Raw genomic sequence first — 22,715 nt, forward strand, 5'->3', positions numbered from 1 at the left:
CCACGCTCCCTCCCCCCCCCCCCCCCCGGGCGCGCCCGCCCCCCCCCCCCCCCCCCCCCCCCCCCGCCGCCCCCCCCACTACAGGAGCTGCCCTTTCCCGCAAGCGGGAGAGCGGCTTTCAATCAGAAGCGGTAATCAAAACCCAGCGTGTAATAGCGCCCGCGCAGGTCGTACTGGCTGAAGTCGTACGGTGCGCGCACACCCGGGAAGGTGGCGTCGTACGGCGGCTGGCGGTCACCGATGTTCTGCACCTTTGCGTACACAGTCAGCTTGTCGATGCCGGTGTAGCCCAGGTACAGATCGAACTGGCTGTAACTGGCCACCTGCTTCTGCACCGCCTTGGCCGCGGCACTGCCTTGCTGGTCATAGCTGCTGGTGTAGTACCAGGTCAGCGCGGTGCGCCAATCACCCAAGGCCCAGTCCAGCGTGGTGGTGGCCTTGGTATCCGGCAGCGACGGGCCGAGGTTGGAGCCGGCGTAATCCACCAACGGACCGCCGACCACCTGCGGTCGCTTGTAGTCGATGACATAGGTCAGCGCCGAGGACAGGCCGAAGTCACCCGCAGTGGCCGTCTGCCAGCGCTGGCGCAGCTCGATGTCGATGCCCGAGGTCTCCAGCTCACTCAGGTTCTGGTAGCGGTTGTAGACCGCCAGCAGCTTGCCGCGCGAATCACGCAGCACATTGGCCGGGTCGTTCTCTGCCACCAGCGTTGTGGTGTTGCCGGTGCCGATCAGGTTGTCCAGCTTGATGCGGTAGTAATCGACGCTGAGGTTGGTGTTCTGCCACGGGGAGAGCACGAAGCCGGCATTGAAGCTGCGCGTGCGTTCCGGATCCAGGTTGGTGTTGCCGACGGTGAAGAAGGTCGGGTTCTGCCGCGAGCCGGCAACGTCCGGATCGTGCGGATCGACCACCGAGCCATAGGCGATGCTGGTCGATGCCGAGTTCTCCGACAACGATGGCGCACGGAAACCGCGCGAGGCCGCAGCGCGCACCAGCAACCAATCCAGCGGCTGCCAACGCAGGCCGAGCTTGGGCGAGAACGCATTGCCGAAATCACTGTAACGATCGGCGCGTGCTGCCGCCTGCAGTTCCAACGTGCTGTGCAGCGGTACGCTTACTTCCGCGTAGGCAGCGCTGACCTGGCGCTGGCCGTGCACTTCGGCGATCGCCGGCCGCACCTGCAAGCCTGCATCGATCTGCCAGGGATTGTTTGAATCGAGCTTCTCCTGACGCCATTCGGCACCGGCGGCGAAGCCAATCTCGCCCGCCCAGGTTGCACCCAAAGTACCGGACACCTTGGCATCGACACCCTTGAGCACCGATTCGGCCGGGCGCAGCGTGCTCAGGCCAATCGCTGCAAGCACCGCCGGATCCGTCGCTGACGGATTGAGCAGGTTGTAGCTGCCGCTGGCCAGTGCGTCATACAGCGTCCAGCGGTTCGCAAAGCCGCCGGAAACGGTCTCACGCTGCTTGCTGGCCGCCTGGAATGCGCCGACTTCCCAGTCCCACTTCTCGGTCTGCCCGCGCAGGCCAAGCACGCCGCGATAGGAACGCGAACGATTGGTCTTGATGGTGCCGCCGAGGTTGAAGAAGGTGTATTCGATTGGCACGTCCACGCCGTACGGGTTGTACGGATTGCCTGCCGGCAGGGTCGAACGCACCGGCTCGGCCAGACCGGTCTCGGCGTTGAGCGCGAAACGGCCACTTTCCAGGGTAAAGAACGGGCTGGAGCCGAACCACGACACACCCTTGATATCGCTGTAGATCACATCGGCGAAGGCTTCCACCGAATCGTTGATGCGCAGCGTGCCGTTGACATAGGCCTGCCAGCGCTTGGTCGAGGGAATCAGCGTGGTATACGGCGCCTGGTTGAAGGCGCAGGTGTCTCCGGCCAGGCCGTCGATCGGTGCGCTGGCGGTGAGTACCGTGCCTTCCGGGCAGTTGCCGGCGGCGTCCAGCATCGGCACCGACTTGCCGTCGATCAGGTAACGCGCGCCCTTGGCCGACCAGCCGTTCCAGCGGCCACCGGCCTTGTCGGTATAGATGCCCGAGCGGGTCAGGTCGCGCTGATCCTGGTCCAGGCGGTCGCGGTTATAGCCTTCCAGCGACACCAGGATGTTGTAACCATCGCGGTCCAGGTCGCCGAGGCCGCCGACGAACTTGAGATTCTGCTGATCCAGCCCACCGGCTTCGGAGGTGCCGCCGCTGACGCCGACTTCGGCGCCTTCAAAATTCTGCCGGGTGATGATGTTGACCACGCCGGCGACTGCATCGGAGCCGTATACCGCCGAGGCGCCATCCTTCAGCACTTCGATGCGTTCCACCGCTACGAGGGGAAGCGCGTTGAGGTCGACGAAAGTGTCCGACAGACCGCCGGACGGGAAGCCGTAATTGGCCAGACGGCGACCATTGAGCAGCACCAGCGTGTTCTTCTGCGACAGGCCGCGCAGGCCGATGCCGGCCGAACCCGAGGCCCAACCGCTGTTGCTGGTTTCGTTGCTGGCGTTGCCGGTGTTGGCGGAGATCGAGCGCAGCAGGTCAGCCACGCTGGCCTTGCCAGTCTGCTCCAGTTGCTGGCGTTCGATCACCTGCACCGGGTTGGCGGTCTCGGTATCGGTGCGCTTGATGTTGGAGCCGGTAACCCGGATCGCATCGAGGGTCTTGCTGCCGTCGGCAGCGGCTTCGGCCAGGGCGAGGGAGGGAGCAGCGATGGCAGCGGCCACCGCGAAGGCGAGCAAGGAACGAGTAGGCATGGAATCCGGGGAGAGGTGAATGGCAACGGCGCCAGTACCTCATGAACGGCAAATGTCCGGCCAATCACTTTGTTGCATTCGCACATAACCATCCGTTACATCGCTCCATCCGGATGGATATGAAAATATGACTGGCATCACTGGCGCATACGCGCAGCGACGGCGGCACCCTACAATTACGCCCATGGATATTTTCAAGGTTTTCACCCTCGAAGCCGCACACCGGCTGCCCAACGTCCCGGTCGGCCACAAGTGCTCGCGCCTGCACGGCCACTCGTTCCGCGTGGAACTGCGAGTCAGCGGCGAACCCGGCCCGGAGACTGGCTGGATCATGGACTTCAGCGATCTGAAGGCCGCCTTCCAGCCGCTCTACGACCAGCTCGACCACAACTACCTCAACGACATCCCCGGCCTGGAGAACCCCACCAGCGAACGCCTGGCGATGTGGATCTGGGAAAAGCTGAAGCCAGCACTGCCGCTACTCAGCGAAGTAGTCGTGCACGAAACCTGCACCTCCGGCTGCAGCTACAAGGGCGCCTGATAGCGACCTCGTAGTGCCGAGCCATGCTCGGCAGAGGCCTTGCCGGTAATGCTCCAGCCGAGCATGGCTCGGCTCTACATGGCCTTCCCGACCACGCAGCGGCCCTTGTGGGAGCGGCATAAGCCGCGAAGCTGGCCATGCATGGAGCCCCAAAGCCAACCCCTCCCCAGCCCTCCCCTTGCCTGCGGCAAAGGGAGGGAGCAGAGCGTAGTGCCGAGCCATGCTCGGCAGAGGCCTTGCCGGTAATGCTCCAGCCGAGCATGGCTCGGCTCTACAAGGCCTTCCCGACCACGCAGCGGCCCTTGTGGGAGCGGCATAAGCCGCGAAGCTGGCCATGCATGAAGCCTCAAAGCCAACCCCTCCCCAGCCCTCCCCTTGCCTGCGGCAAAGGGAGGGAGCAGAGCGTAGTGCCGAGCCATGCTCGGCAGAGGCCTTACCGGTAATGCTCCAGCCGAGCATGGCTCGGCTCTACAAGGCCATCCCGACCACGCAGCGGCGCTTGTGGGAGCGGCGTAAGCCGCGAAGCTGGCCGTGCATGGAGCCCCAAAGCCAACCCCTTCCCAGCCCTCCCCTTGCCTGCGGCAAAGGGAGGGAGCCCCTCGTCTGCGGAAAAAGGGCGCGCGGTAGTGCCGAGCCATGCTCGGCTGGAACTTTACCGGGAACGCTCCAGCCGAGCATGGCTCGGCTCTACAGAGGCGGCTTCTGAACAGTTCAGAATTTTATGTTGCACCGCGCCAATTCCGCGCTATGCTGCAACGCAACAAGACCCGTCGGATCACCTTGATGTCCGCTCAGTTCAACGACTTCAGCAGCTACACCCAGCAGCTCGCCGCTGCTGCCAACCGTGCCAACCGGCTCGCCTTGGAAAATGCTGAAAGCGTGTTTGGCGTGCAGCTGCGCGCGTTCGAGCGCAACACCACGGCTGCGGCTGGCTTCTTCGGCGAACTGGCCCAGGCCGGCGCGCAGGCGGATCTGCAGGCGCTGCTGCCCAAGGGAATGCAGCTGGCACGCGAGAACATGGAACGACTGGCCAATGCCAACCAGGAAGTGGTCGGGCTCAGCCTGAAGACCGGCGAGGCATTGGGCGCATTGGTTCGCCAGCCTTTCGCTGCCAAACCCGAGCGCAAGACGCGCTGATACCCAGACAACAGAATTTGCGCGGTCCCTCCCCCGCGCAATCCCAGACCCGGTAGCTCCCTCCCGCTGCCGGGTCTTTTTTTGCCTGCGATCCAGCATTCCATTGCCGATGGCTGCGCTCGGCGGCAGCGGCTGGCAAAATCGACGACCACGCAGCGACTAGACTCTCCTGATGTTCAACACCGACACCCTCACCGGCAGCAAGCCGGAACAATACGCCCAGCTGCTGGCCCAGGCCCGCGCTCTGGTCCATGGCGAAGCAGACCGCATTGCCAATGCTGCCAACCTGTCGGCACTGGTCTACCACGCGCTGCCGCAGCTCAACTGGGTGGGTTTCTACTTCTACGACGGCAAGGAATTGGTGGTTGGCCCGTTCCAGGGCTTGCCGGCCTGCGTGCGCATTCCGCTGTCCAAGGGCGTGTGTGGCGCCGCTGCCAGCAGCCGCCAGACCCAGCGCATCGAGGATGTGGATGCGTTCCCCGGCCATATCGCCTGCGACTCGGCCTCGCGCTCGGAACTGGTCGTACCCCTGGTCCACAACGGCACGTTGATTGGCGTGTTCGACATCGACAGCCCGGTGCTCGCGCGTTTCGACGCCGACGACCAGCTGGGGCTGGAAGCCATCGCCCAGGTGTTTGTCGAGGCGCTGCAATGAGCGCCCCCAAGCTGCGCAACATCGGCCCCAAGAGTGCAGCCTGGCTGCGTCAGGTCGGTTTGCGCAGCGAGCAGGACCTGAGCGCGATCGGCCCGGTTGCAGCGTTCATGAAGGTGCGCCGCGCCGGCTTCAAGCCCAGCCTCAACCTGCTGTATTCGCTTGAAGGCGCCTTGGTCGGCTGCCATTGGCAGGAAATACCCGAGGCGCGTCGCCAGCAGCTGGTCGCCGAGTACGAAGTCGCCGCTGGCGCGCTGCCCACCACGCGTGCAGGCCAACAGGCCGGGCCGGTGCATGAAACGCATATGCAGGCCGAAGCCGATGAAGAAGAAGCCAGCGAGATCCGCTTCGAGGAGTGAGCCTCACCAGAGGCTTTTGTGGGAACGGCGTTAGCCGTGAAGCTGGCCATTCTTCAGATCGCGCACTGCATGATTCCGGATGCAGCGGTGGCTTCGCGGCTTACGCCGCTCCCACAATGTCTACGGGCAGCGGTGCGAGGACCACCAGCGCCAGCATCAGCAAGGTCTCCACTACTTCGACGCTGGCACCCAGGCCATCGCCGGAGATGCCACCCAGCTTGCGCTTCCACCACACGGCCACCAGCGGCACCAGCAGCAGCGCCAGCAACAACGGCCATGCAAACACCACGCTGATCGCGGCCAGCAACACTGCCCACACCCACATCGCCGACGGTCGCAGCTGCCAGGAGAAGCGCTCGCCCATACCATCAGCGTGCAGCGACGGTATGCGCTGGCTCCACCACAAGGTACCCCAGCGTGCCCACGCCGGCACCAGCACGATGCCGAACCACAATGGACCCACCGCGAGCTCGGTCAACAGCACGAACTTGAGCAGCAGCTGCATGATCAGCGTGACCACGCCGAACACGCCCATGTGCGGGTCCTTGAGGACTTCCAGAAAACGCTGCGGGTTGCGATGTGCGGCACCGAAGGCATCGGCAACATCGCCGAGGCCATCCAGATGCAGCGCGCCGGTCACCCATACCCACAGCAACAAGGTCAGCGCGCCCGCCAGCCAGGGCCGATCCGACAGGCCATACAGCGGCAGCGCCAGCAGGACGCCGATGATGGCGCCAACCAAGGGGTAGTACACCGCCGACCTGCTCAGGTACTCCTGGCGGAAGTCGCGCACCTGCGGTGTCGGCAGCCGGGTCAGGAATTGGATGGCAAGGATCAGGCGGCGTCCAATCATGGTTGTCGCAACTCCAGCAGTTCACCCCACAACTGGCCGTCTTCGCCACGCTCCACGCGCAGGCGCACACGGGTGCCGTAATCGATGCGCATCGCCCATAGCGAGGACAGGCTCATCCCACAGACGCGCGACACCGCCAGCCGCAACACGCCGGCATGGCTGACCACCAGCACCGGCTGGCCGTCGCCATCGTCTTCGTCCACCAAGCGATGCAGCTGCGCTTCAACGCGCGCCTGGAACTGCTGCCAAGACTCACCGTTGGGCGGTACCACATCGTGCGGTTCGCTGTAGAAGCCAGCAAGCTGCTCGGCAGGAACTTCGTCAAAATGCAGCCCGTCCCAATCGCCGAAGTCGAGCTCGGCCCAATCCGGGTGGATCTCGCAGAACTGGTTGCTGCCAGCCACCAATGCATGCGCGGTATCCAGCGCGCGCCGACGCGGCGACGTGATCACCCGGCTCCAGCCAATGCCTGCGTGGCTGCGGTACAGCGTGTCCATCGCGCCTTCGATCAAGGGCGGATCGGTACGTCCGTCCAGGTGGCCGGCACGCCCGGTGGAGGCGTGCCGCATCAGATCAAGAATCATCGGCCGCCACCGCGATCGGCAACAGCTGCCTCGGCGAACGTCGCCATGCTGTTGTGCAGAGCACAGGCCATGCGTACCAGCGGCAACGCGAGCGCGGCACCGGAGCCTTCGCCAAGGCGCAGGTCCAGTGACAGCAGTGGCTGCGCCTGCAATGCCTCCAACAGGCGGATGTGACCACGCTCGGCCGACTGGTGCGAGAACAGCAGCCACGGCCGCAGGCTGGGATTGATGCGGACTGCCGCCAACGCTGCCGCAGAGACGATGAAGCCATCCACCAGCACCGGGATGCGCCGTTGCGCAGCGGCGATCATCGCCGCAGTTATCGCAGCGATCTCCAATCCACCTACACGTTGCAATGCTTCGTACGCGGGCGACTCGGCCGTGTTTATCGCGTCACCATGCAGGCTCAGCGCGCGTGCGATCAGATTCTTCTTCTGCACCATGCGCACCGCGTCCAGGCCAGTACCGGCGCCAACCAACTCGTCCAATGGCAACGGGCCAAGCACGGCAGCGATGGCACTCGCAGCAGTGGTGTTGCCGATGCCCATCTCGCCGAACACCAACAAATCCGCACCGTCGGCGCAGGCAGCCTCCACCGCGCGGCGACCCGCATCGAAGGCAGCGTCCAGATCGACTGCCGACATCGCCGGGCCTGCGCTGAAGTCAGCAGTACCATGCAGGGTCTTGGCACTGACCACGCCGGCAATCGCTGTGGTAGCGCGGCTGCCTACATCCCATACGTGCAGTGGCAGGCCCAGTTCGCGCGCCAGTACCGCAATGGCAGCACCGCCGCCGGCGAAGTTGTGCAGCATCTGCACCGTCACTTCGGCCGGGTAAGCCGACACGCCCTGCGCGGTCACGCCGTGGTCGCCTGCGAACACCACCACCGGCACACGCTGCGCCACCGGCTGATCCACGCCTTGCAGCGCAGCCAGCTCAACGGCCAATGTCTCCAAACGACCCAGGGCGCCTTCCGGCTTGGTCAGCTGGCGCTGGCGCAGCAGGGCGCGCTGCCGGTATTCCTGCGAAGGCTGGCTGCAGGCCTGCCCGTACCATGTTTCTGTCACGACACTTCCGATACTGCGTTTGCAGCGCGCATTCTAGCCACTCGGCAACAGTGCTGCGCAGGGCTTGTTTCGCCAGCCCCAATCAAATCGAACTCATGCAACACGTAGCCCGGGTAAGCGCAGCGCACCCGGGGAACGAGATTGCAGCACCGCTGCAGGCCTGCGGCGCCCTGCACTTCCCGGGTGCGCATGCGCTTACCCGGGCTACCTTGAACCCCGGTTACAGAGTCCGCGCCATGCCGGCCGTTGCCGCCCATTCCGGCAACGCTGGCGGCAATGGCATAGAATGCGCGCACTTTCGGGTGACCGACCGGCCTTGCCGAGCGGTTGAAACGGGAAGCCGGTGCCGCGCACTGCTGGAACTCCAGCATGTCGCCATTCCGGCACTGCCCCCGCAACGGTAAGCAGGACAAGTCCAGACATGGCGCCACTGTGCACGGCACGGGAAGGCGTCTGGACGGAAGCGGCCCACGCCGCCTCGCCTGCGAGTCCGGAGACCGGCCCGGAAGCCGACTGGTTGCGATGCGGAGGGCATGGCGGCGGCTGTAGCGCCGTGTGCGCCGCCTCCGTCTTCTCCCTCTTCTGGCAGCCTCCCCAATCCGTCTGCGCGGGAGCGTGCAGGCCCAGGAGCTTCCATGAAACTGTCTTACCACACCCTGTCCCTCGCCCTTGCCCTGGCATTGCCGGGCGTTGCCGCCGCGCAGAACGCACCAACCGAGCTGGACGACGTCACCGTCACCGCAACCCGCACCCCGATCTCCATCGAGAACAGCGTGGTGCCGGTGCAGGTCATCGACCGTGCGCAGATCGACCACAGCCAGGCCAACTCGCTGCAGGACCTGCTGCGCGGCCGCGCCGGCCTGGACTTCGCCAACCAGGGCGGCAACGGCAAGATCACCTCGCTGTTCCTGCGTGGCAGCAACTCCAACCAGGTGCTGGTGCTGGTGGACGGCGTGCGCGTGGCCTCGGCCACCAGCGGCATGGCCGCCCTGCAGGACCTGCCGGTTGACCAGATCGAGCGCATTGAAATCGTGCGGGGCCCGCGTTCGAGCCTGTACGGCTCCGAGGCCATCGGCGGCGTGATCCAGATCTTCACCCGCAACGCTGGCCAGGGCCTGCAGCAGAACCTGGCGATCACCGCCGGCAGCAACAACCTGCGCCAGGTCAGCGCCGGCTTCAGCAACCGCGGTGAGCGCGGCTGGATCTCGGCCCAGGGCGGCTACCAGAAGACCGACGGCATCAACGCCTGCCGCGGCACCGCCGCTGGCTGGGGCGCCGGCTGCTTCGCCGATGAGCCGGACCGCGATGGCTACCGCAACACCTCCATCAACGTGCGCGGTGGCTACGCCCTGACCGACACGCTGAGCCTGGAAGGCCATGTGCTCAACGCCGACAGCTTCAACGAATACGACGGCAGCATCTTCGGCGGCAACGAAGCCGACAACCGCCAGCAGGTCTACGGTGCCAAGCTCGCCTGGGCTGCATCCGAGCGCTTCCGCCTGAGCGCACAGGTTGGCCGCAACCGCGACCAGGCCGACAACTACTTCGCTGATGCCAGCACCGGCACCCGCAGCTTCGCCAGCGCCTTCGATACCCGCCGCGACACCGCCAGCGTGCAGGGCGACTTCAGCTTCGCCGAAGGCCAGCAAATCACCGCTGGCGCTGATTGGCAGAACGACAAGGTCACCAGCTCCACCGCCTTCGACATCGACCAGCGCGACAACCTCGGCGTGTTTGCCGAGTACCAGGGCCAGTTCGGCGCGCACTCGCTGCAGGCCAGCGTGCGCAACGACGACAACGAGCAGTTCGGCAACCACACCACCGGCAGCCTGGGTTATGGCTTTGCCTTCGGCAATGGCTTCCGCCTGACCGCCAGCGCCGGCACCGGCTTCAAGGCACCGACCTTCAACGACCTGTACTACCCGGGCTTCAGCAACCCGAACCTGAAGCCGGAAGAATCCAAGAGCCTGAACCTCGGCATCGCGCAGTACGCCGACAACTGGAACTGGACCTTCAATGCCTACGAAACCCGCGTCGACCAGCTGATCGGCTATGACAGCAACTTCGACCTGGTCAACGTTGCCGAAGCCCGCATCCGCGGCGCCGAGCTGACCGGCTACCTGTCGCTGGCTGGCTTCGACATCAACGCCCAGGCCAGCTTCACCGACCCGCGCGACCACACCTCCGGCGCTGCTACCTATGACAACCTGCTGGCCCGCCGCGCGCGTACCAGCGGTCGTCTGGACGTGGACAAGAGCTTCGGCCCGCTGCGTCTGGGCGTGACCGCTGCAGGCAGTGGCCACCGCTTCGACAACGCTGCCAACAGCGTGCGTCTGGCCGGCTACGGGACCATGGATGTGCGCGTTGAATACGCCATCAACGACGCATGGAGCCTGCAGGCCAAGGCCGCCAACGTGTTCGACCGCGAGTACGAAACCGTTGCCTGGTACAACCAGCCGGGCCGCGAATACCAGCTGACCCTGCGTTACAACAGCAAGGCCAACTGAGTCAGCGAAACCGCAGCGCTGCTGCGGTTTCCATCAAGCTGAAAACAAACAGGGCCGACGGTCATTCCGTCGGCCCTGTTCTTTTGCACCCAGCGAAGATCGTCAAAGCTTCATGCGCAGACCGATGTTGAAGGTGCGGCCCAGCACGTCATATACCGCCGCCTGGTAACCGCTCTGGTTGAAGCCTGCACCGCCGGCCTCCGCGCCCGGCACACGCGGCGGCGCGCGATCGAACGCGTTGTTGAGACCGCCGAACACACTGAATTTCGGCGTGACCTGATAGCTGGCGTAGAAATCGCTGTAGAAGGTATTGCCTGCCCACTCACGCTCGTAGCTTGCGGTAGAGGTATTGCTGCCACGCATCTTCGATACATGCCGCAGGGTCCAGTAGACGCTGAGCTTGGGATTGGACCAGCCGGTGCGCACCGTGCCCTTCCACTTCGGCGTGCCCCATAGCGTCAGGTAGTCCCATGCATCATCCGGATTCTGCGGATCGGCGACGAACTTGCGTTCCAGCGTGCGGCCATAGCTCAGATCAACCAGGATACGACCCGCATTGGAGCCCGCCACGCCGCCAAGGTCATGGAACCAATTGGCGTTGATATCGACGCCGCGGGCAATGCTCTGCGACAGGTTCAGCTGCTGCACCGCCACTTCAACGATGTCGCCAGCCGAGTCGCGGGTGACCAGATCGCAGAAGGTGTTGTCCAGGCTGGCCTGGTCGACGCAGCGGTTGAGGATGGTCTGGTAGTCCAGGGTGGAGATCACCCCGCGCAGGTCGATCTTGTAGTAATCGGCGGACACCGTCAGGTTGGAAATGAAGCGCGGCCGCAACACCACGCCGAAGGTCGTGGTCTTGGCGGTTTCCGGCTTCAGGTTGACGTTGCCCGAATAGACGATGTCCTTCCACTGCCAATAGTTGCCAACACTGGTATCGCTGGGGCTGATCGCTGCGCAATTGCCCGCCGTGTAGCTGGTGGCACTGGTGCGATTGGCCAACGCGTAGTCGTTGCAGGGATCGTAGATCCACGCCGACGACACGCTGCCGGCGGTGTACAGCTCACCGATGTTGGGTGCACGGATCGCCTTGCCGTAGGTACCGCGCAAGGTGATGTCTTCAATCGGTGCCCATTCCAGACCGAGCTTCGTCGTCGTGGTGCGGCCGGCGGTGCTGTAGTCCGAGACACGCCCGGCCAGCTCCAGCGACAAGCGTTCGGCACCGGCCACACCCGACAGCAGCGGCAGGCTGAGCTCGCTGAAGATCTCCTTGACGCTGAACTCGCCGTTCAAACCGTTCTGGGTGGTGCCAAGGCTGGCGTCATAAGCCGGATTGGTCGGATCGTACTGGGCGATGGTGCCGATCTCATTGCGTTCCTTGCGGTACTCCGCGCCCACCACGATCTTGGCTTCGCCACCGGGCAGGTCGAACAGTCCACCGGAGGCATAGGCCGATGCAACCTTCTGGGTCAGCGTGGTCGTGGACCAGTCGGTGTCGTAGGTCAACCAATCGACCATCTCCGAGGTCAGGCGCTTGAAAGGATTGATCGCCACGCAGCCGGCCGGGCCATCCCAGCAGATCGGGTTGCCGGCACCATCCACATAGGAGTTAAGGCCCGACAGCAAGCGGTCATAGGAGCCTGCGTTGAGTTCGCGGGTGCGCTGGCGGCTGCGTCCGTAAGAGTAATAAGCCTCGTAGTTCCAGCTGCGGCCGAAGAAGTCGAAATAGCCTTCCGCGCCGACGGTTGCCTGCAGCAACTTGCGATCGGTCTGCTGGCGCATATGCCCCAGCTCTTCATCGAAATGGCGGCCGAAGGCAATGCCATTGGTGAACGCACCACCGTTGGCGGTGATCATTTCCTGGGTGATGAAGGGGCTGTAATACGGCACCACTTCGCTGCCACCCGAACCGTAGGTACTGAGCGAGCGCCAGGACGCTTCGGACTGACTCTGCGAATAGTTGACCGTGCCCACCAGCCGCAGCGCATCGTTGACGTCGAAATCCAGCGTCGAACGCACGGTCTGGCGATCCGATGGCGTCACCAAGTACCAGGAGTCATAGCGGCCACCAAACTCACCGCCATCGGTGGTGCCCTGCTGCAGCACGTTGAAGCCGGTGCTGAGGTTGGTCAGACCGCCCGGGCCGAGTTGCGAGTGGCGCAGCGAGCCGTCCGGATTGAAGGTGTACAGGCAGTTGGCGGCATTGGCCACCGTGCAGTTGCCCAGCAACACGGTCGCATTGGGTGAGTTGTAGACGTTGCGACTGTTGTCGAGGATCACATACGGATCGGTGCTGCTGGCGCGGGCGTAATACGGGTAGCCATTGGCGGTCCAGGGACGGTCCTGGCCGCGCACCGTACCGGAGTTGTCTTCCCAGAAGCCGTACAAGGTGAAGTTGCCGCGGTTGTCGGCGAAATTTTTGCCGAACAGCACGTCGCCGGTATAGGTCGGCATGTCGCCGCGCGAGGAGTCGCCGTAGCGGACGCCGGCTTCCAGCCCTTCGTAGTCGCGCTTGAGGACGAAGTTGACCACACCGTTCACGGCATCGGCACCGTACAGCGCGGACGCGCCACCGGTGACCACATCCACCCGCTCGATCATGCTTGCAGGCAGCGCACTTACGTCGACACCTGCGGTACCGGGAATCGATGCAACCTGGCGACGCCCATCCACCAGCGTCAAGGTGCGCTGCACGCCCATGCCACGCAGGTCCAGCGCACTGACACCGACATTGCCGGTCTGGTTGGCGGTCTGGCTGGTCTGGGTTGCCGCAAAGCTCGGCAACTGGTTCACCAGATCGGCGATCTGGGTGTAGCCGGAGGCCTGGATCTTTTCCGCACTGATGGCGGTTACCGGTGCGGGGCCTTCAAAGCCCGGCTCACGACGAATGCGCGAACCGGTGACGATCACGGTATCGAGATTCTTCGCTTCAACGCCAGCGGCCTGTTGCTCCTTCACCACCTTCCCGACAGCATCCTGCGCCCATGCAGAGCCCGTTGCGGTGGCACACAAGGCAATGGCAACAGCGACTGCCAACTGGCCACGCCGACGACATGGAATGCACTCGGCGCGATGATTCGTCTTCATCTACTTCCCCTTGAATATGAAATGCGAAACGAAAGTTGAGCAAGCAACCACGAAGTGGCTGATGCACCGCCCAGCCAACAGCTGCCGGCGCACGCCACCGCCATGACGGCGCTGTCGCCGCCAGGACGCCGGACTTTTACGCGCACACGCTGACCGACCTCGGCGCGGGCAAGCGCAATGGTCGACAACAGATGGAGCGATCACGGTCCCCGGGGCCCCGAACGAGGCCACATCGAAGGCAAACAAGCACACAACGCCGGGCCAGGACCAACCACTGCGTGCGCCACTTCTGGCATCCGCGCGCTACCTTGACATAACCGCCCCGGAGTTTGAGATCCGCCTAATACCAGCCCCCTGACCGGCCCCGGCAAACGCCTGCTCGCTGTTCAACGTGCAGGACTGATAAAAACAAGACAACCTGTAACAACTGCAACCAACTGATTTAAAGGCATCTGCAGAAACGAAAGTACGTCATGACCGTACATTTCGGGATCAATATTCCACTGCAGCCACAGCCGCACGCTAGGCGTATCTTGGCCTGCACGATGCGGATTTCAGCATACTTATTGCGCTTGAGAGACGGCCACAGGAATGGCAGGGTGTGCGCTCCGCAACGGAGAGCAACGCCATGGCTGTCACCCTGTCACCGCAGGTATTGGTGCGCATGTTTGATCCCCTCCCCGACGTGGTGTTCTTCATCAAGGACACCGAATGCCGCTATACGCACGTCAACCAGACCTTGATGCAACGGCTGGCGAAGAAGAGCCGCGAGGAGATCGTCGGCAGGAGCGTGTTGCAGCTCTATCCAGCGCATCTGGCTGCGCGCTACATCCTGCAGGACCGGCGCGTGCTGACAGGCGAAGTCATCGAAGACATGCTTGAACTGCAGCTCTATGCCAACCGCAGCCCGGGCTGGTGCCTCACCCTCAAGCAGCCGCTGGTGGAAGACAACCGCATCGTCGGCTTGATCGGCATCTCGCGTGATCTTGGCCAACCCGACCGCGAGGACTCTTCCTTCCAGCGCCTGCATGCTGCGGTGGAGTACATGCAGGCGCATTTCCACGAGCCGCTGCGTGTGCGCACGCTGGCCGGCAAGAGTGGCGTATCCGTCGCGCAGCTGGAACGCTTGTTCAAGAAGGTATTCCAGCTGACGCCGCAGCAGTTGTTGACCAAGTTCCGCATCGAGGCTGCCACCCGCATGTTGTTCACCGACACCAGCATCGCCAGCGTCGGCCAGGCCTGTGGCTTCTCCGACCAGAGTGCGTTCGCGCGCCAGTTCAAGCACACCGTCGGCATGACCCCGCGCGACTATCGGGCGCTGGCTGCGACGCCGAAGTAGCCGTCACGCCCGCGCGCGATGCGATGCGATCGAAAGCAGCTTTTCCGCCTGCTCGCCGCCGGAGCTTCAATCGTCGCAGGCAACCACCAGCGGAACGCCGCGCGTTGGATGCTCGATCACCTGCACCGGCTGGCCGTAGACCTTGCCGATGGTGTCGCGGGTCAGCACTTCGCGCGGTGAACCATCGGCGGCAATGCGCCCCTCGTACAGCATCACGATGCGATCGGCATAGGCCGATGCCAGGTTGAGGTCGTGCAATACCACCACCACACAGCGGCCCTGCGCCGCGAGTTCGCGGGCGCTGCGCAAGGTGCGCTCCTGATGGCGAAGATCGAGTGCAGCGGTGGGCTCATCCAGCAGCAGTACCGGCGTCTGTTGCGCCAAGGCACGGGCAAGCGAAGTGCGTGCAGCCTCACCACCGGACAGCGTCTGCACATCCCGCCCGGCGAGTGCTGCGACATCGGCTTCAAGCAACGCGGCTTCGATGATCTCCGCATCCTGTCGTGGTTGTGGCGGATGCGGCAAACGCCCCATCGCCACCACTTCGCGCACGCTGAAGGCAAAGTGCACGGCATGATCCTGCGCCATCACTGCCCGCTGCAAGGCAAGCTCGCGCACCGGCCAATCGGCCAGTGCGCGGCCATGCAGCATTGCCTTCCCGGCATCCGGCTCGGCATCACCGGCAAGCAGGGCCAACAAGGTCGACTTGCCTGCGCCATTGGGGCCAACCAATGCGGTCAGCGTGCCGGCCTGCAACGCCAGATCAACACCCGCCAACACCTGGCGACTGCCACGCAGCACGCTGACCCCGCGTAATTCCAGCAATGGCGTGCTCATGCCCTTCCCCCGCGCTTGCGCAGCACCAGCCACAGGAAGAACGGCGCGCCCAGCGCCGCGGAGAACAGGCCGAGCGGGATTTCCGACGGTGGATCAAGCGTGCGCGCGGCGGTATCGGCCACCACGATCAACAGCGCGCCGACCACACCCGACAAAGGCAGCAGCCAGCGATGCCTGGGGCCAACCAGCATCCGCACCAGATGCGGCACCACCAGGCCGACGAAGCTGACGCTGCCGGCAAACGCCACCGCTGCCCCCACCAGCAGCGCACTGAACGCCACCAGCAGCAAGCGCGTGCGCGCGACATCCAGGCCGATATGGCGTGCCTGGCGCTCACCGAGCGCGAGCATGTCCAAGGGCGTGGCCAGCCGCAGCAACGCCAGCAGGCCAATCACGAATACCGGCGTGACCGCGGCCACGTCGCTCCAACTGGCCTGCGCCAACGAGCCCATCTGCCAGAACACCAGCGACTGCAGCTCGCTCTCGCTGGCGATGTAGGTCAGGAAGCCGACCGCCGCCGAGCAGCCAGCACCAATCGCGATACCGACCAGCAGCAAGGTAGCGGTGCCCTCACCGCGCCGCGGCCGCGCCAACAGATAGATCAAGGTCGTCGCACCGGCACCGCCAATGAAGGCCGCCAATGGAATCAACCACACAGCGAATGCACCCGCACCGAGCACGATGGCCGCCACCGCACCCAGCGCCGCGCCCTGGCTGACGCCGACGATGCCGGGATCCGCCAGCGGGTTGCCAAACAGGCCCTGCAGCGCGACGCCAGCCATCGCCAGCGACGCACCAACCAACGCGCCCAACAGCGCGCGTGGAATGCGCAGCTGCCAGACCACGCCCATGTCGCGGGCACTGATCGACTGCGGATCCGCCAAACCAAACTGCGCCGCCATTGCCCGCAGCACGTCGGCTGCAGGCAGCTTCAGCGGGCCGGTGCCGAACGACAGCAGCACCGCGCCCAGCAGCACTGCCAGCAGCAGACATAGCAGCAGCGCGCCGTTCGGCCGCCGGACCTGCGCCGACATCATCCGCGCGCCAATTCCGCCAGCGCCTGCGCCAAGGCCAGCGCACCGGCGCCGGAACCCACGCTGGTGGATTTGAGTTCGACATCAGGCATCACCCAGACACGGTTGGCCTCGCCAGCGGGCGTGTGCTTCAGGGTCGGATAGGCCTTCCACAGGCCGGCTTCACCGCCGAACAGGCGCAGATCGTTGTCGGTTACCAGGATCACTTCTGGCGCTGCCGCGACAACGCCTTCATTGCTGAGCTGGGAGTAGTTGGCCACACCCGCTTCTTCACCGATGTTGATGCCACCAGCAATGGTGATCAGCTGGTTGGCGGCGCTGTCGGCACCGGCCACGGTCGGCAAGCCACCGGCGCCGCTGGCCGACAGCGCGATCACCCGTGGGCGCTTCGCGTTGTCCTTGACGATGGCTGCGGCCTGATCGAGCTGTGCCTGCACCTTGCCGGCCAACTCCTCGCCCTGTGCAGACAGACCAAGCGCAGCAGCCACCTTGCGCACCTTGTCCGCCGGCGGCTGCAGGTCGTCGATCACCACCGCGGCATGACCGGTCGCGCGCAGGCGCTCGGCCAGCACCGCGTGGCGGCGCAGGCTGTTGCCGAGGAACAGGGTTCCATCCAGGCTCAACACGCCTTCCACGCCGGTGGTGCGGTTGAACAGGAAATGCTTGGGTGCCGCCTTGCCTGCGGCCGTTGCCGAGCGTTCCGGCGCGGCATAGACCTTGCCGGCCAGACCCAGCGCTTCAATAACCGCGATCACATCATCGCCACCAGCGACGATGCGACTGATGTCGCTCACTTCAACATCCACGCCATCGTCCGAGCGCAGCTTGGCCGGCAGCTGCGGTGCTGCTGCAGCGACTTGCGGCACATCCTGCCCGGCCACACGCTTCCAGCCGGCCGGCAACACGCTCGCATCAGCAGCATCGGTAGCAGGCGCTGCAATTGCGGGGGCTTCGGCTGCAGCCTGCGGCGGTGCGGGGCTGCGATCACAGCCGGCAACAAGCGCGGCAAGCAGCAGGCCCAGGCCAGTCGGAACAAGGGTGTTGGCTTTCATCAATACGTCCTCGGTTACCAGATTGGCCGGTGCATTGGGGCTGCGTACCGACCAGCTTTTGATGGCAGTGCGGGAGATGCCGTTACCGACATCTCCCGCGCGTTGACCGCCTTGCCGCGCCCAGGGCGCGGCAGATCACTCAGCGCTGCACAGGCAGCAAGCGGGTGATGCGATCGCCCTTGGCGTCATCGGCGCCCTTGGACTTGTTGATCGCGAACATCACCGCATCCGGGCCCTTGCTGACGTGGTTCGGGTAAGTGCCGCCGTCGAGGTTGGCAACGATCTTGCCGCCTTCATCGACCACCGTGACGGTGCCGGCAGCGCGGTTGCTGACATAGGCCAGGCGCGTGCTCGGGCTGTAGGACACGTTCAAGGAGCCGGCGCCGACGTAGACGTCGTGCTCGACCTTGGCCGTGGCCGGGTCGACGATCAGCAGGTTGTCGCTGCCCTGCGAGACCACCAGCAGGCGCTTGGCCACCGGGTTCCACGCAACGCCGATCGCATCGCGTGCGCCGGCCAGCGGGAACACCTTCTCCACCTTGCCGCTGGCACCGTCGATGATCGCCGCCTCGGCAGCGGCCAGACTGACGGTATAGACCTTGCCGGTAGCCGTATCGATGTCCAGGCTGCCCGGGGTGAAGGTCTCGCCGCGCTTGCCGGAGGCGATGGTGATGTTGTCCAGCTGCTGCAGCGTGCGGGTGTCGAACACGCTGATGTAGTCGGCACCCGTGGCCGAGACATAGGCACGGTTGCGCTGTGCATCGACCACCACGTCACGCGCATGCGACACCGCGCCGACCGGGTACTGCTTGACCAGCGACAGGTCGGACTGGCGGTAGACCGCCACCGTGTCCTGGCGGGTATTGGTCACCCACACATTGCCATTGGCATCGTCCACGCCCACGCCATACACGGCGAACAGGTTGCCATCATTGCCCGGTGCCGCCTGCGGCGATACGCGGGCGATGATCTGCAGCGATTCCGGATCCACCTTGAGCAGCTCGGACTGCTTCACCGGCGGGCGGCCGACCGCGCTGGTCACGAACGCGGCCTTGCTGGCCGGGCTGTAGGCGACCTGATACAAACCCTGCACCAGACGGTTGCTGGCGGCCTGGATGCGCTCCTGGCCGGACAAGGGCACTTCGCGCGAGACCTTCAGCGAGAACACCGCTGCGGCGTCCGGCGCAGCCGCCCGCACCACGATCGGCTGCGGGCCGGCGACGGCATCGGCTGGAATCGCCAGCGTGCCGCTGAACTTGCCTTCGCCATTGGCGACATAAGGCTGCGCGTTGAGCACGGTCTCACCGCGCAGCAAGGTCACCTTCTGGCCAGGAGTGAAGCCATTGCCCTCGATACCGGTTTCGCTGCCCGGCAACACCACCGGGGCGGTGGCACGCACGCTGCCATTGAACGCGGTGTCGGGCTGCGCGAACACCTGGGCGCCGGCAACGCCGGTGGCCAGCAACAAGGCTAGGCCGAGCAGGTGCGGGCGCGCGGTGCGGGCGGTGGTGGAAGCAGTAATAGAACGAACGTTTGCCATCGGGCATTACCTCTTGGGTGCTGCGCGACGTCGCGCGCATCGTGGGTTTCTGCCTGGGCGGTGACGCTGCCTGGGTAATGGAATGCCGGGCCTGGCGGCCCGGACTGGGAAGTCAGATTAGGAGCAGGCGGATCAGGAGCGCGGCTCCGCGCTGCGATCGCGCACGCCGGTGATTTCATGCAGCGCGCGCATCAGCGAGGCACGGAACATCGGGCCATGGCCGAGGCCATCGAACTGGTGGTACTCGACATCAAGTCCCGGCACCTGGCGCAGACGCGCAGACAGCTGCTCGGCGGCATCGGAAGGCGCACCGGAGACGCGCTTCAGGTGTGCCAGCACGCGCGGATTGCTCATGTCGCGGTTGCTGGTATCACGATCACGCTCACCGCCACCGAGCATCATCAGCACACGCGCCGGATGACCGGCGTTGTTGCCGATGAACTGGCGCTCAGGGGCACCGAGCATCGCGCCCTGCTGCCACCACAACGACGGGCTGGCCGGCACATAGGTCTGGAATGCACCGCTGCGCGTGTACAGCGTATGCAGCACGAACAGCCCGCCCAGAGAGTGGCCCCACAATGCCTGCTTGTTGGCATCGGTAGCCACGTGCTGCGCCAGCTGCGGACGGATGCGCCGCTCAAGCACTTCCAGGAACGCATCGGCGCCACCGCCGACCGCCGCGCCGCCGTCTTCGGGCTGGTCAGCAATCGGTGTGTAGTCGCGGGTACGGGCGGGCGAATCGATGCGCTGCTGGTTGTCGTAGCCGACGAACACCAGCACCGTTGGCTGCTTCTGCGCCAGTTCCTCCAGCAGTGGCGCGTCGAATTCCATCAACGCGCCATTGCCATCCAGCATCCACAGCGCCGGAAAGCCCGCCGCCGGTGCTTTACCGGCGGGAATACCCAGGTTGACCCGCCAGGTGCGCTGGCCATCATCACTGCGCACCACGAAGCGTTCGAAGCGGTAGTGCGCCGAGCCGGTGTCGGCAACGGTCTGGCCGATCAGCTGCGCCGGGTTGCGTTGCTGGGCGGCTGCCATCGGCGCGACTACGCCGAGCAACACCAACGAGGCCACGGCGAGCAGTGAATGAAAGCGGATACGCATGTGAGTTGTCATCGCTGTGCCTGGATCAGAAGCCGACGGTCAGGTTCACCCAGTAGCTGCGGCCGGGTTCGTTGTAAGTTGCAGCGCCTGCACCGGTGGCGCTGGTGCTGGTGGTCCCTTCGCGGAACAGACGCTTGTCGAACAGGTTGTTGATGCCGCCACCGACACGCACCTTCGGCGTGATCCGGTACTGGCCTCCCAGGCTCCACAGGTCATAGGCCGCACGCGTATCCGGCGGCAATGCCGCACCGGTGGTGCTGGCCTGCGTCGCCGATTCCTGCTTTCCGTAGAACGTACCGGTCAGCATGAACGACAACTGCGCGTTGACCTGCCAATCCAGGAAGGTGTTGACGGTGTACTCGGGAATGATGGACAGCGGCTGATCGGTGGTCTTGTCGACGTTCTCGATCATCCAGGTGACATTGGTATTCCACGACAGCACATCACCACCGCCGATCAGCGGCACCTTCACGTTGCCTTCGACGCCACGGATGATGGCCTCCGGCGCATTGGTCCACTGGAACACCTGGCCCTTGGTGTCGTTGGTGATGCCGATGCGGTCCTGGCCGGCAACGATCTTGTCCTTGTAGTCGTTGTGGAAATAGGTAACCGAGGCATGCCAGCCGTTGTCCGGCGCCCACTCGATGCCGATTTCCTTGTTGATGCTGGTTTCCGGATCAAGGTTGGCGTTGCCCATCACGTAGCAGCCAGAGCCTTGATTCGGGCTCAGCACCGGGCAGCCATTGCCGCGCGTGTAGTAGAGGTAATCCGGGTTGGCCTGGTACAGGTTCGGCGCCTTGAACGCACGCGCGATGCCGCCCTTGATCGCCCAATCCTCGGCAAGCTTGAACTGCACGTTGAGGCTGGGGCTGAGGTTGTTGCCGAACTGCGAATGGTGATCGAAACGCAGGCCGGGGGTCAGCGTCCAACGCTCGCCGATGTACAGGTTGTCCTCGACGAACACTGCTGCGAACTGCTGGTCGCTCTTGCCGGTACGCACGCCGTCGTAGCCCGGGATGCCGCCACCGCTGCTGGAGCTCTGGGTCACCGAGTACGGGTCATCCAGCTTCATGTCGCGGTATTCGAAGCCCAGCGTCGCCACCTGTTCGATGCCGCCCCAGTTCAGCGGGACGTTGATCTCGCCATCGACGCGGGTGGAGATCAGCTCGGACGTGGAGAAGCTCGCGCCTTCGGTGATCGAGCCTTCCGGGCCGCCGGCCAGGCCTTCGTTCAAGCGGGTGTTGTCGGTGTCGTCGTAGGCCGCGGTGATGCGCGATGTTCCCCAGTCATAGCTGCCGCGATGGGTCAGGCCGAACGAGCGGCGCAGCATCACATTGGTCTCGGCGCCGTACAGTGCGTTCAAGCGCTCGAAGCCGTCGCTGCTGACGCCGCGCTCGCCGGAGTAGATATTGCCCTGGCGGCTGACGCTGGCATCCAGCTCCAGCACATGATTGTCGTTGATGTCGTAGCGCAGCAGGCCGCTGATATCGCGGTTGCGCACGCCCTCGCGTCCGGCCGGCGGGGTCACGCCGGTGGCGAATTCCTCGTTGAGCGACAGCGCATCCGGCTCGGTCTTGTTGACGTTGCCGAACAGGCGGAACGACAGTTGCTCACTCAACGGACCGGACAGCTGGAAGCCGACACGCTCGCTGTCGCCTTCGGCACTGTGTTCGGCCTGGCTGCCGTACAGGGTCAGCGAGCCGGTCAGGTCACCGGTCGGCTTCTTGGTGATGATGTTGACCACGCCACCGGACGCACCCGAGCCGTAACGTGCAGCGGCCGGACCACGCAACACTTCGATACGCTCGACCGCTTCGGCCGGCACCCAGTTGCTGTCGCCGCGGCTGTTGCGTTCACCGCTGCGGCCCATGCGCACCGAATCGCGCGAGCTTACCGGGCGGCCATCGATCAGGATCAAGGTGTTTTCCGGGCCCATGCCACGGATGTCGATCTGACGGAAATTGCCGTAGGAGCCGGATGCGGTATTGCCGGTCAGGTTGATGCCGGGCATGCGCCGGATCACTTCGGACAGATCATTTGCTGGCGGCAGGCGTTCAAGGTCCAACGAGGTGATCACCGAGCTGCCCAAGGCCTGCTTGGCGATCTGCTCGGCGGTGACGTGCACGGTGTCGATGTCGGTCGCCGCTGCTACGCCTTCGGCCAGTGCCGGACCGGCGAGCAAGGCGCTCAATGCCAGCGCAGCGGAAAGGGGATGGCGGGACAACAAGGCACGCGCGGGCAACCGCGACGACGAACGACGGGACATGGGGGG

At 64.8% G+C, this 22,715-nt stretch carries 17 protein-coding genes and 1 riboswitch; of the genes, 6 read left to right on the forward strand and 11 right to left on the reverse strand.

Going from position 1 to position 22,715, the window contains the following annotated elements; genetic code table 11:
* Positions 1-122: 122 nt before the first annotated feature.
* Complete coding sequence (locus AC13FW_RS18640) at positions 123-2,753, reverse strand: TonB-dependent receptor (RefSeq protein ID WP_482990062.1); 2,631 nt, start codon at positions 2,751-2,753, stop codon at positions 123-125.
* A 184-nt stretch (positions 2,754-2,937) separates the two neighbouring features.
* Here AC13FW_RS18640 and queD point away from each other — a divergent pair, with 184 nt between their 5' ends.
* The 4 genes from queD to AC13FW_RS18660 all read left to right on the forward strand — a co-directional run bounded on the left by queD (position 2,938) and on the right by AC13FW_RS18660 (position 5,442).
* A complete protein-coding gene (gene queD, locus AC13FW_RS18645) occupies positions 2,938-3,294 on the forward strand; it encodes a 6-carboxytetrahydropterin synthase QueD (RefSeq protein ID WP_482990063.1) in 357 nt (118 codons plus the stop codon).
* Between the two features lie 783 nt (positions 3,295-4,077).
* Entirely contained in the window at positions 4,078-4,431 is a 354-nt protein-coding gene (locus AC13FW_RS18650) for a phasin family protein (protein ID WP_282268897.1), read from the forward strand.
* Positions 4,432-4,603: 172 nt separating this feature from the next.
* Positions 4,604-5,086: a GAF domain-containing protein gene (locus AC13FW_RS18655; protein ID WP_282268899.1), complete on the forward strand. Its 483-nt coding sequence runs from the start codon at positions 4,604-4,606 to the stop codon at positions 5,084-5,086.
* A complete protein-coding gene (locus tag AC13FW_RS18660) occupies positions 5,083-5,442 on the forward strand; it encodes a TfoX/Sxy family protein (protein WP_482990064.1) in 360 nt (119 codons plus the stop codon). Before AC13FW_RS18655 ends, AC13FW_RS18660 begins: the two co-directional genes overlap by 4 nt.
* A 100-nt stretch (positions 5,443-5,542) precedes the next feature.
* Here the strand turns inward: AC13FW_RS18660 and cobS are convergent, their stop codons facing one another.
* Genes cobS through cobT form a run of 3 tightly spaced genes read right to left on the reverse strand, consistent with a single transcriptional unit; the run spans position 5,543 to position 7,946 of the window.
* Entirely contained in the window at positions 5,543-6,295 is a 753-nt protein-coding gene (cobS, locus tag AC13FW_RS18665) for an adenosylcobinamide-GDP ribazoletransferase (RefSeq protein ID WP_482990065.1), read from the reverse strand.
* Positions 6,292-6,879, reverse strand: coding sequence for a histidine phosphatase family protein (locus tag AC13FW_RS18670; RefSeq protein WP_482990066.1), 588 nt, complete (start codon positions 6,877-6,879; stop codon positions 6,292-6,294). Before AC13FW_RS18670 ends, cobS begins: the two co-directional genes overlap by 4 nt.
* The gene (gene cobT, locus AC13FW_RS18675) at positions 6,876-7,946 is read right to left on the reverse strand and encodes a nicotinate-nucleotide--dimethylbenzimidazole phosphoribosyltransferase (protein WP_482990067.1); all 1,071 of its coding nucleotides are present in this window, start codon (positions 7,944-7,946) and stop codon (positions 6,876-6,878) included. The genes AC13FW_RS18670 and cobT overlap by 4 nt, the downstream gene beginning before the upstream one ends.
* A 283-nt stretch (positions 7,947-8,229) precedes the next feature.
* Positions 8,230-8,466, forward strand: a riboswitch (cobalamin riboswitch).
* Between the two features lie 115 nt (positions 8,467-8,581).
* On the opposite strand from cobT, the gene btuB reads away from it, so the two are divergent.
* A complete protein-coding gene (gene btuB / locus AC13FW_RS18680) occupies positions 8,582-10,453 on the forward strand; it encodes a TonB-dependent vitamin B12 receptor (RefSeq protein ID WP_282268908.1) in 1,872 nt (623 codons plus the stop codon).
* 102 nt (positions 10,454-10,555) lie between these two features.
* Here the strand turns inward: btuB and AC13FW_RS18685 are convergent, their stop codons facing one another.
* Positions 10,556-13,537, reverse strand: coding sequence for a TonB-dependent receptor domain-containing protein (locus AC13FW_RS18685; protein ID WP_482990068.1), 2,982 nt, complete (start codon positions 13,535-13,537; stop codon positions 10,556-10,558).
* A gap of 628 nt (positions 13,538-14,165) precedes the next feature.
* Between AC13FW_RS18685 and AC13FW_RS18690 the strand changes: the two genes are divergently transcribed.
* On the forward strand, positions 14,166-14,876 hold the full coding sequence (locus tag AC13FW_RS18690) for an AraC family transcriptional regulator (protein ID WP_296251054.1): 711 nt from the start codon (positions 14,166-14,168) through the stop codon (positions 14,874-14,876).
* A gap of 66 nt (positions 14,877-14,942) precedes the next feature.
* On the opposite strand, the gene AC13FW_RS18695 is transcribed toward AC13FW_RS18690, so the two are convergent.
* From AC13FW_RS18695 to AC13FW_RS18720, 6 genes are all read right to left on the reverse strand, one after another.
* On the reverse strand, positions 14,943-15,713 hold the full coding sequence (locus tag AC13FW_RS18695; protein ID WP_482990069.1) for a heme ABC transporter ATP-binding protein: 771 nt from the start codon (positions 15,711-15,713) through the stop codon (positions 14,943-14,945).
* Entirely contained in the window at positions 15,710-16,750 is a 1,041-nt protein-coding gene (locus AC13FW_RS18700) for a FecCD family ABC transporter permease (protein WP_482990070.1), read from the reverse strand. The genes AC13FW_RS18695 and AC13FW_RS18700 overlap by 4 nt, the downstream gene beginning before the upstream one ends.
* Positions 16,747-17,799, reverse strand: coding sequence for a heme/hemin ABC transporter substrate-binding protein (locus tag AC13FW_RS18705; RefSeq protein WP_482990071.1), 1,053 nt, complete (start codon positions 17,797-17,799; stop codon positions 16,747-16,749). Before AC13FW_RS18705 ends, AC13FW_RS18700 begins: the two co-directional genes overlap by 4 nt.
* Before the next feature lie 139 nt (positions 17,800-17,938).
* The gene (locus tag AC13FW_RS18710) at positions 17,939-19,339 is read right to left on the reverse strand and encodes a YncE family protein (RefSeq protein WP_482990072.1); all 1,401 of its coding nucleotides are present in this window, start codon (positions 19,337-19,339) and stop codon (positions 17,939-17,941) included.
* Between the two features lie 132 nt (positions 19,340-19,471).
* Positions 19,472-20,443, reverse strand: a complete 972-nt coding sequence (locus AC13FW_RS18715) for an alpha/beta hydrolase (protein ID WP_482990073.1) — start codon at positions 20,441-20,443, stop codon at positions 19,472-19,474.
* Positions 20,444-20,468: 25 nt separating this feature from the next.
* Entirely contained in the window at positions 20,469-22,709 is a 2,241-nt protein-coding gene (locus tag AC13FW_RS18720; protein ID WP_482990074.1) for a TonB-dependent siderophore receptor, read from the reverse strand.
* Between the last annotated feature and the right edge of the window lie 6 nt (positions 22,710-22,715).

Source organism: Stenotrophomonas sp. 21LCFQ19, from assembly GCF_056861425.1.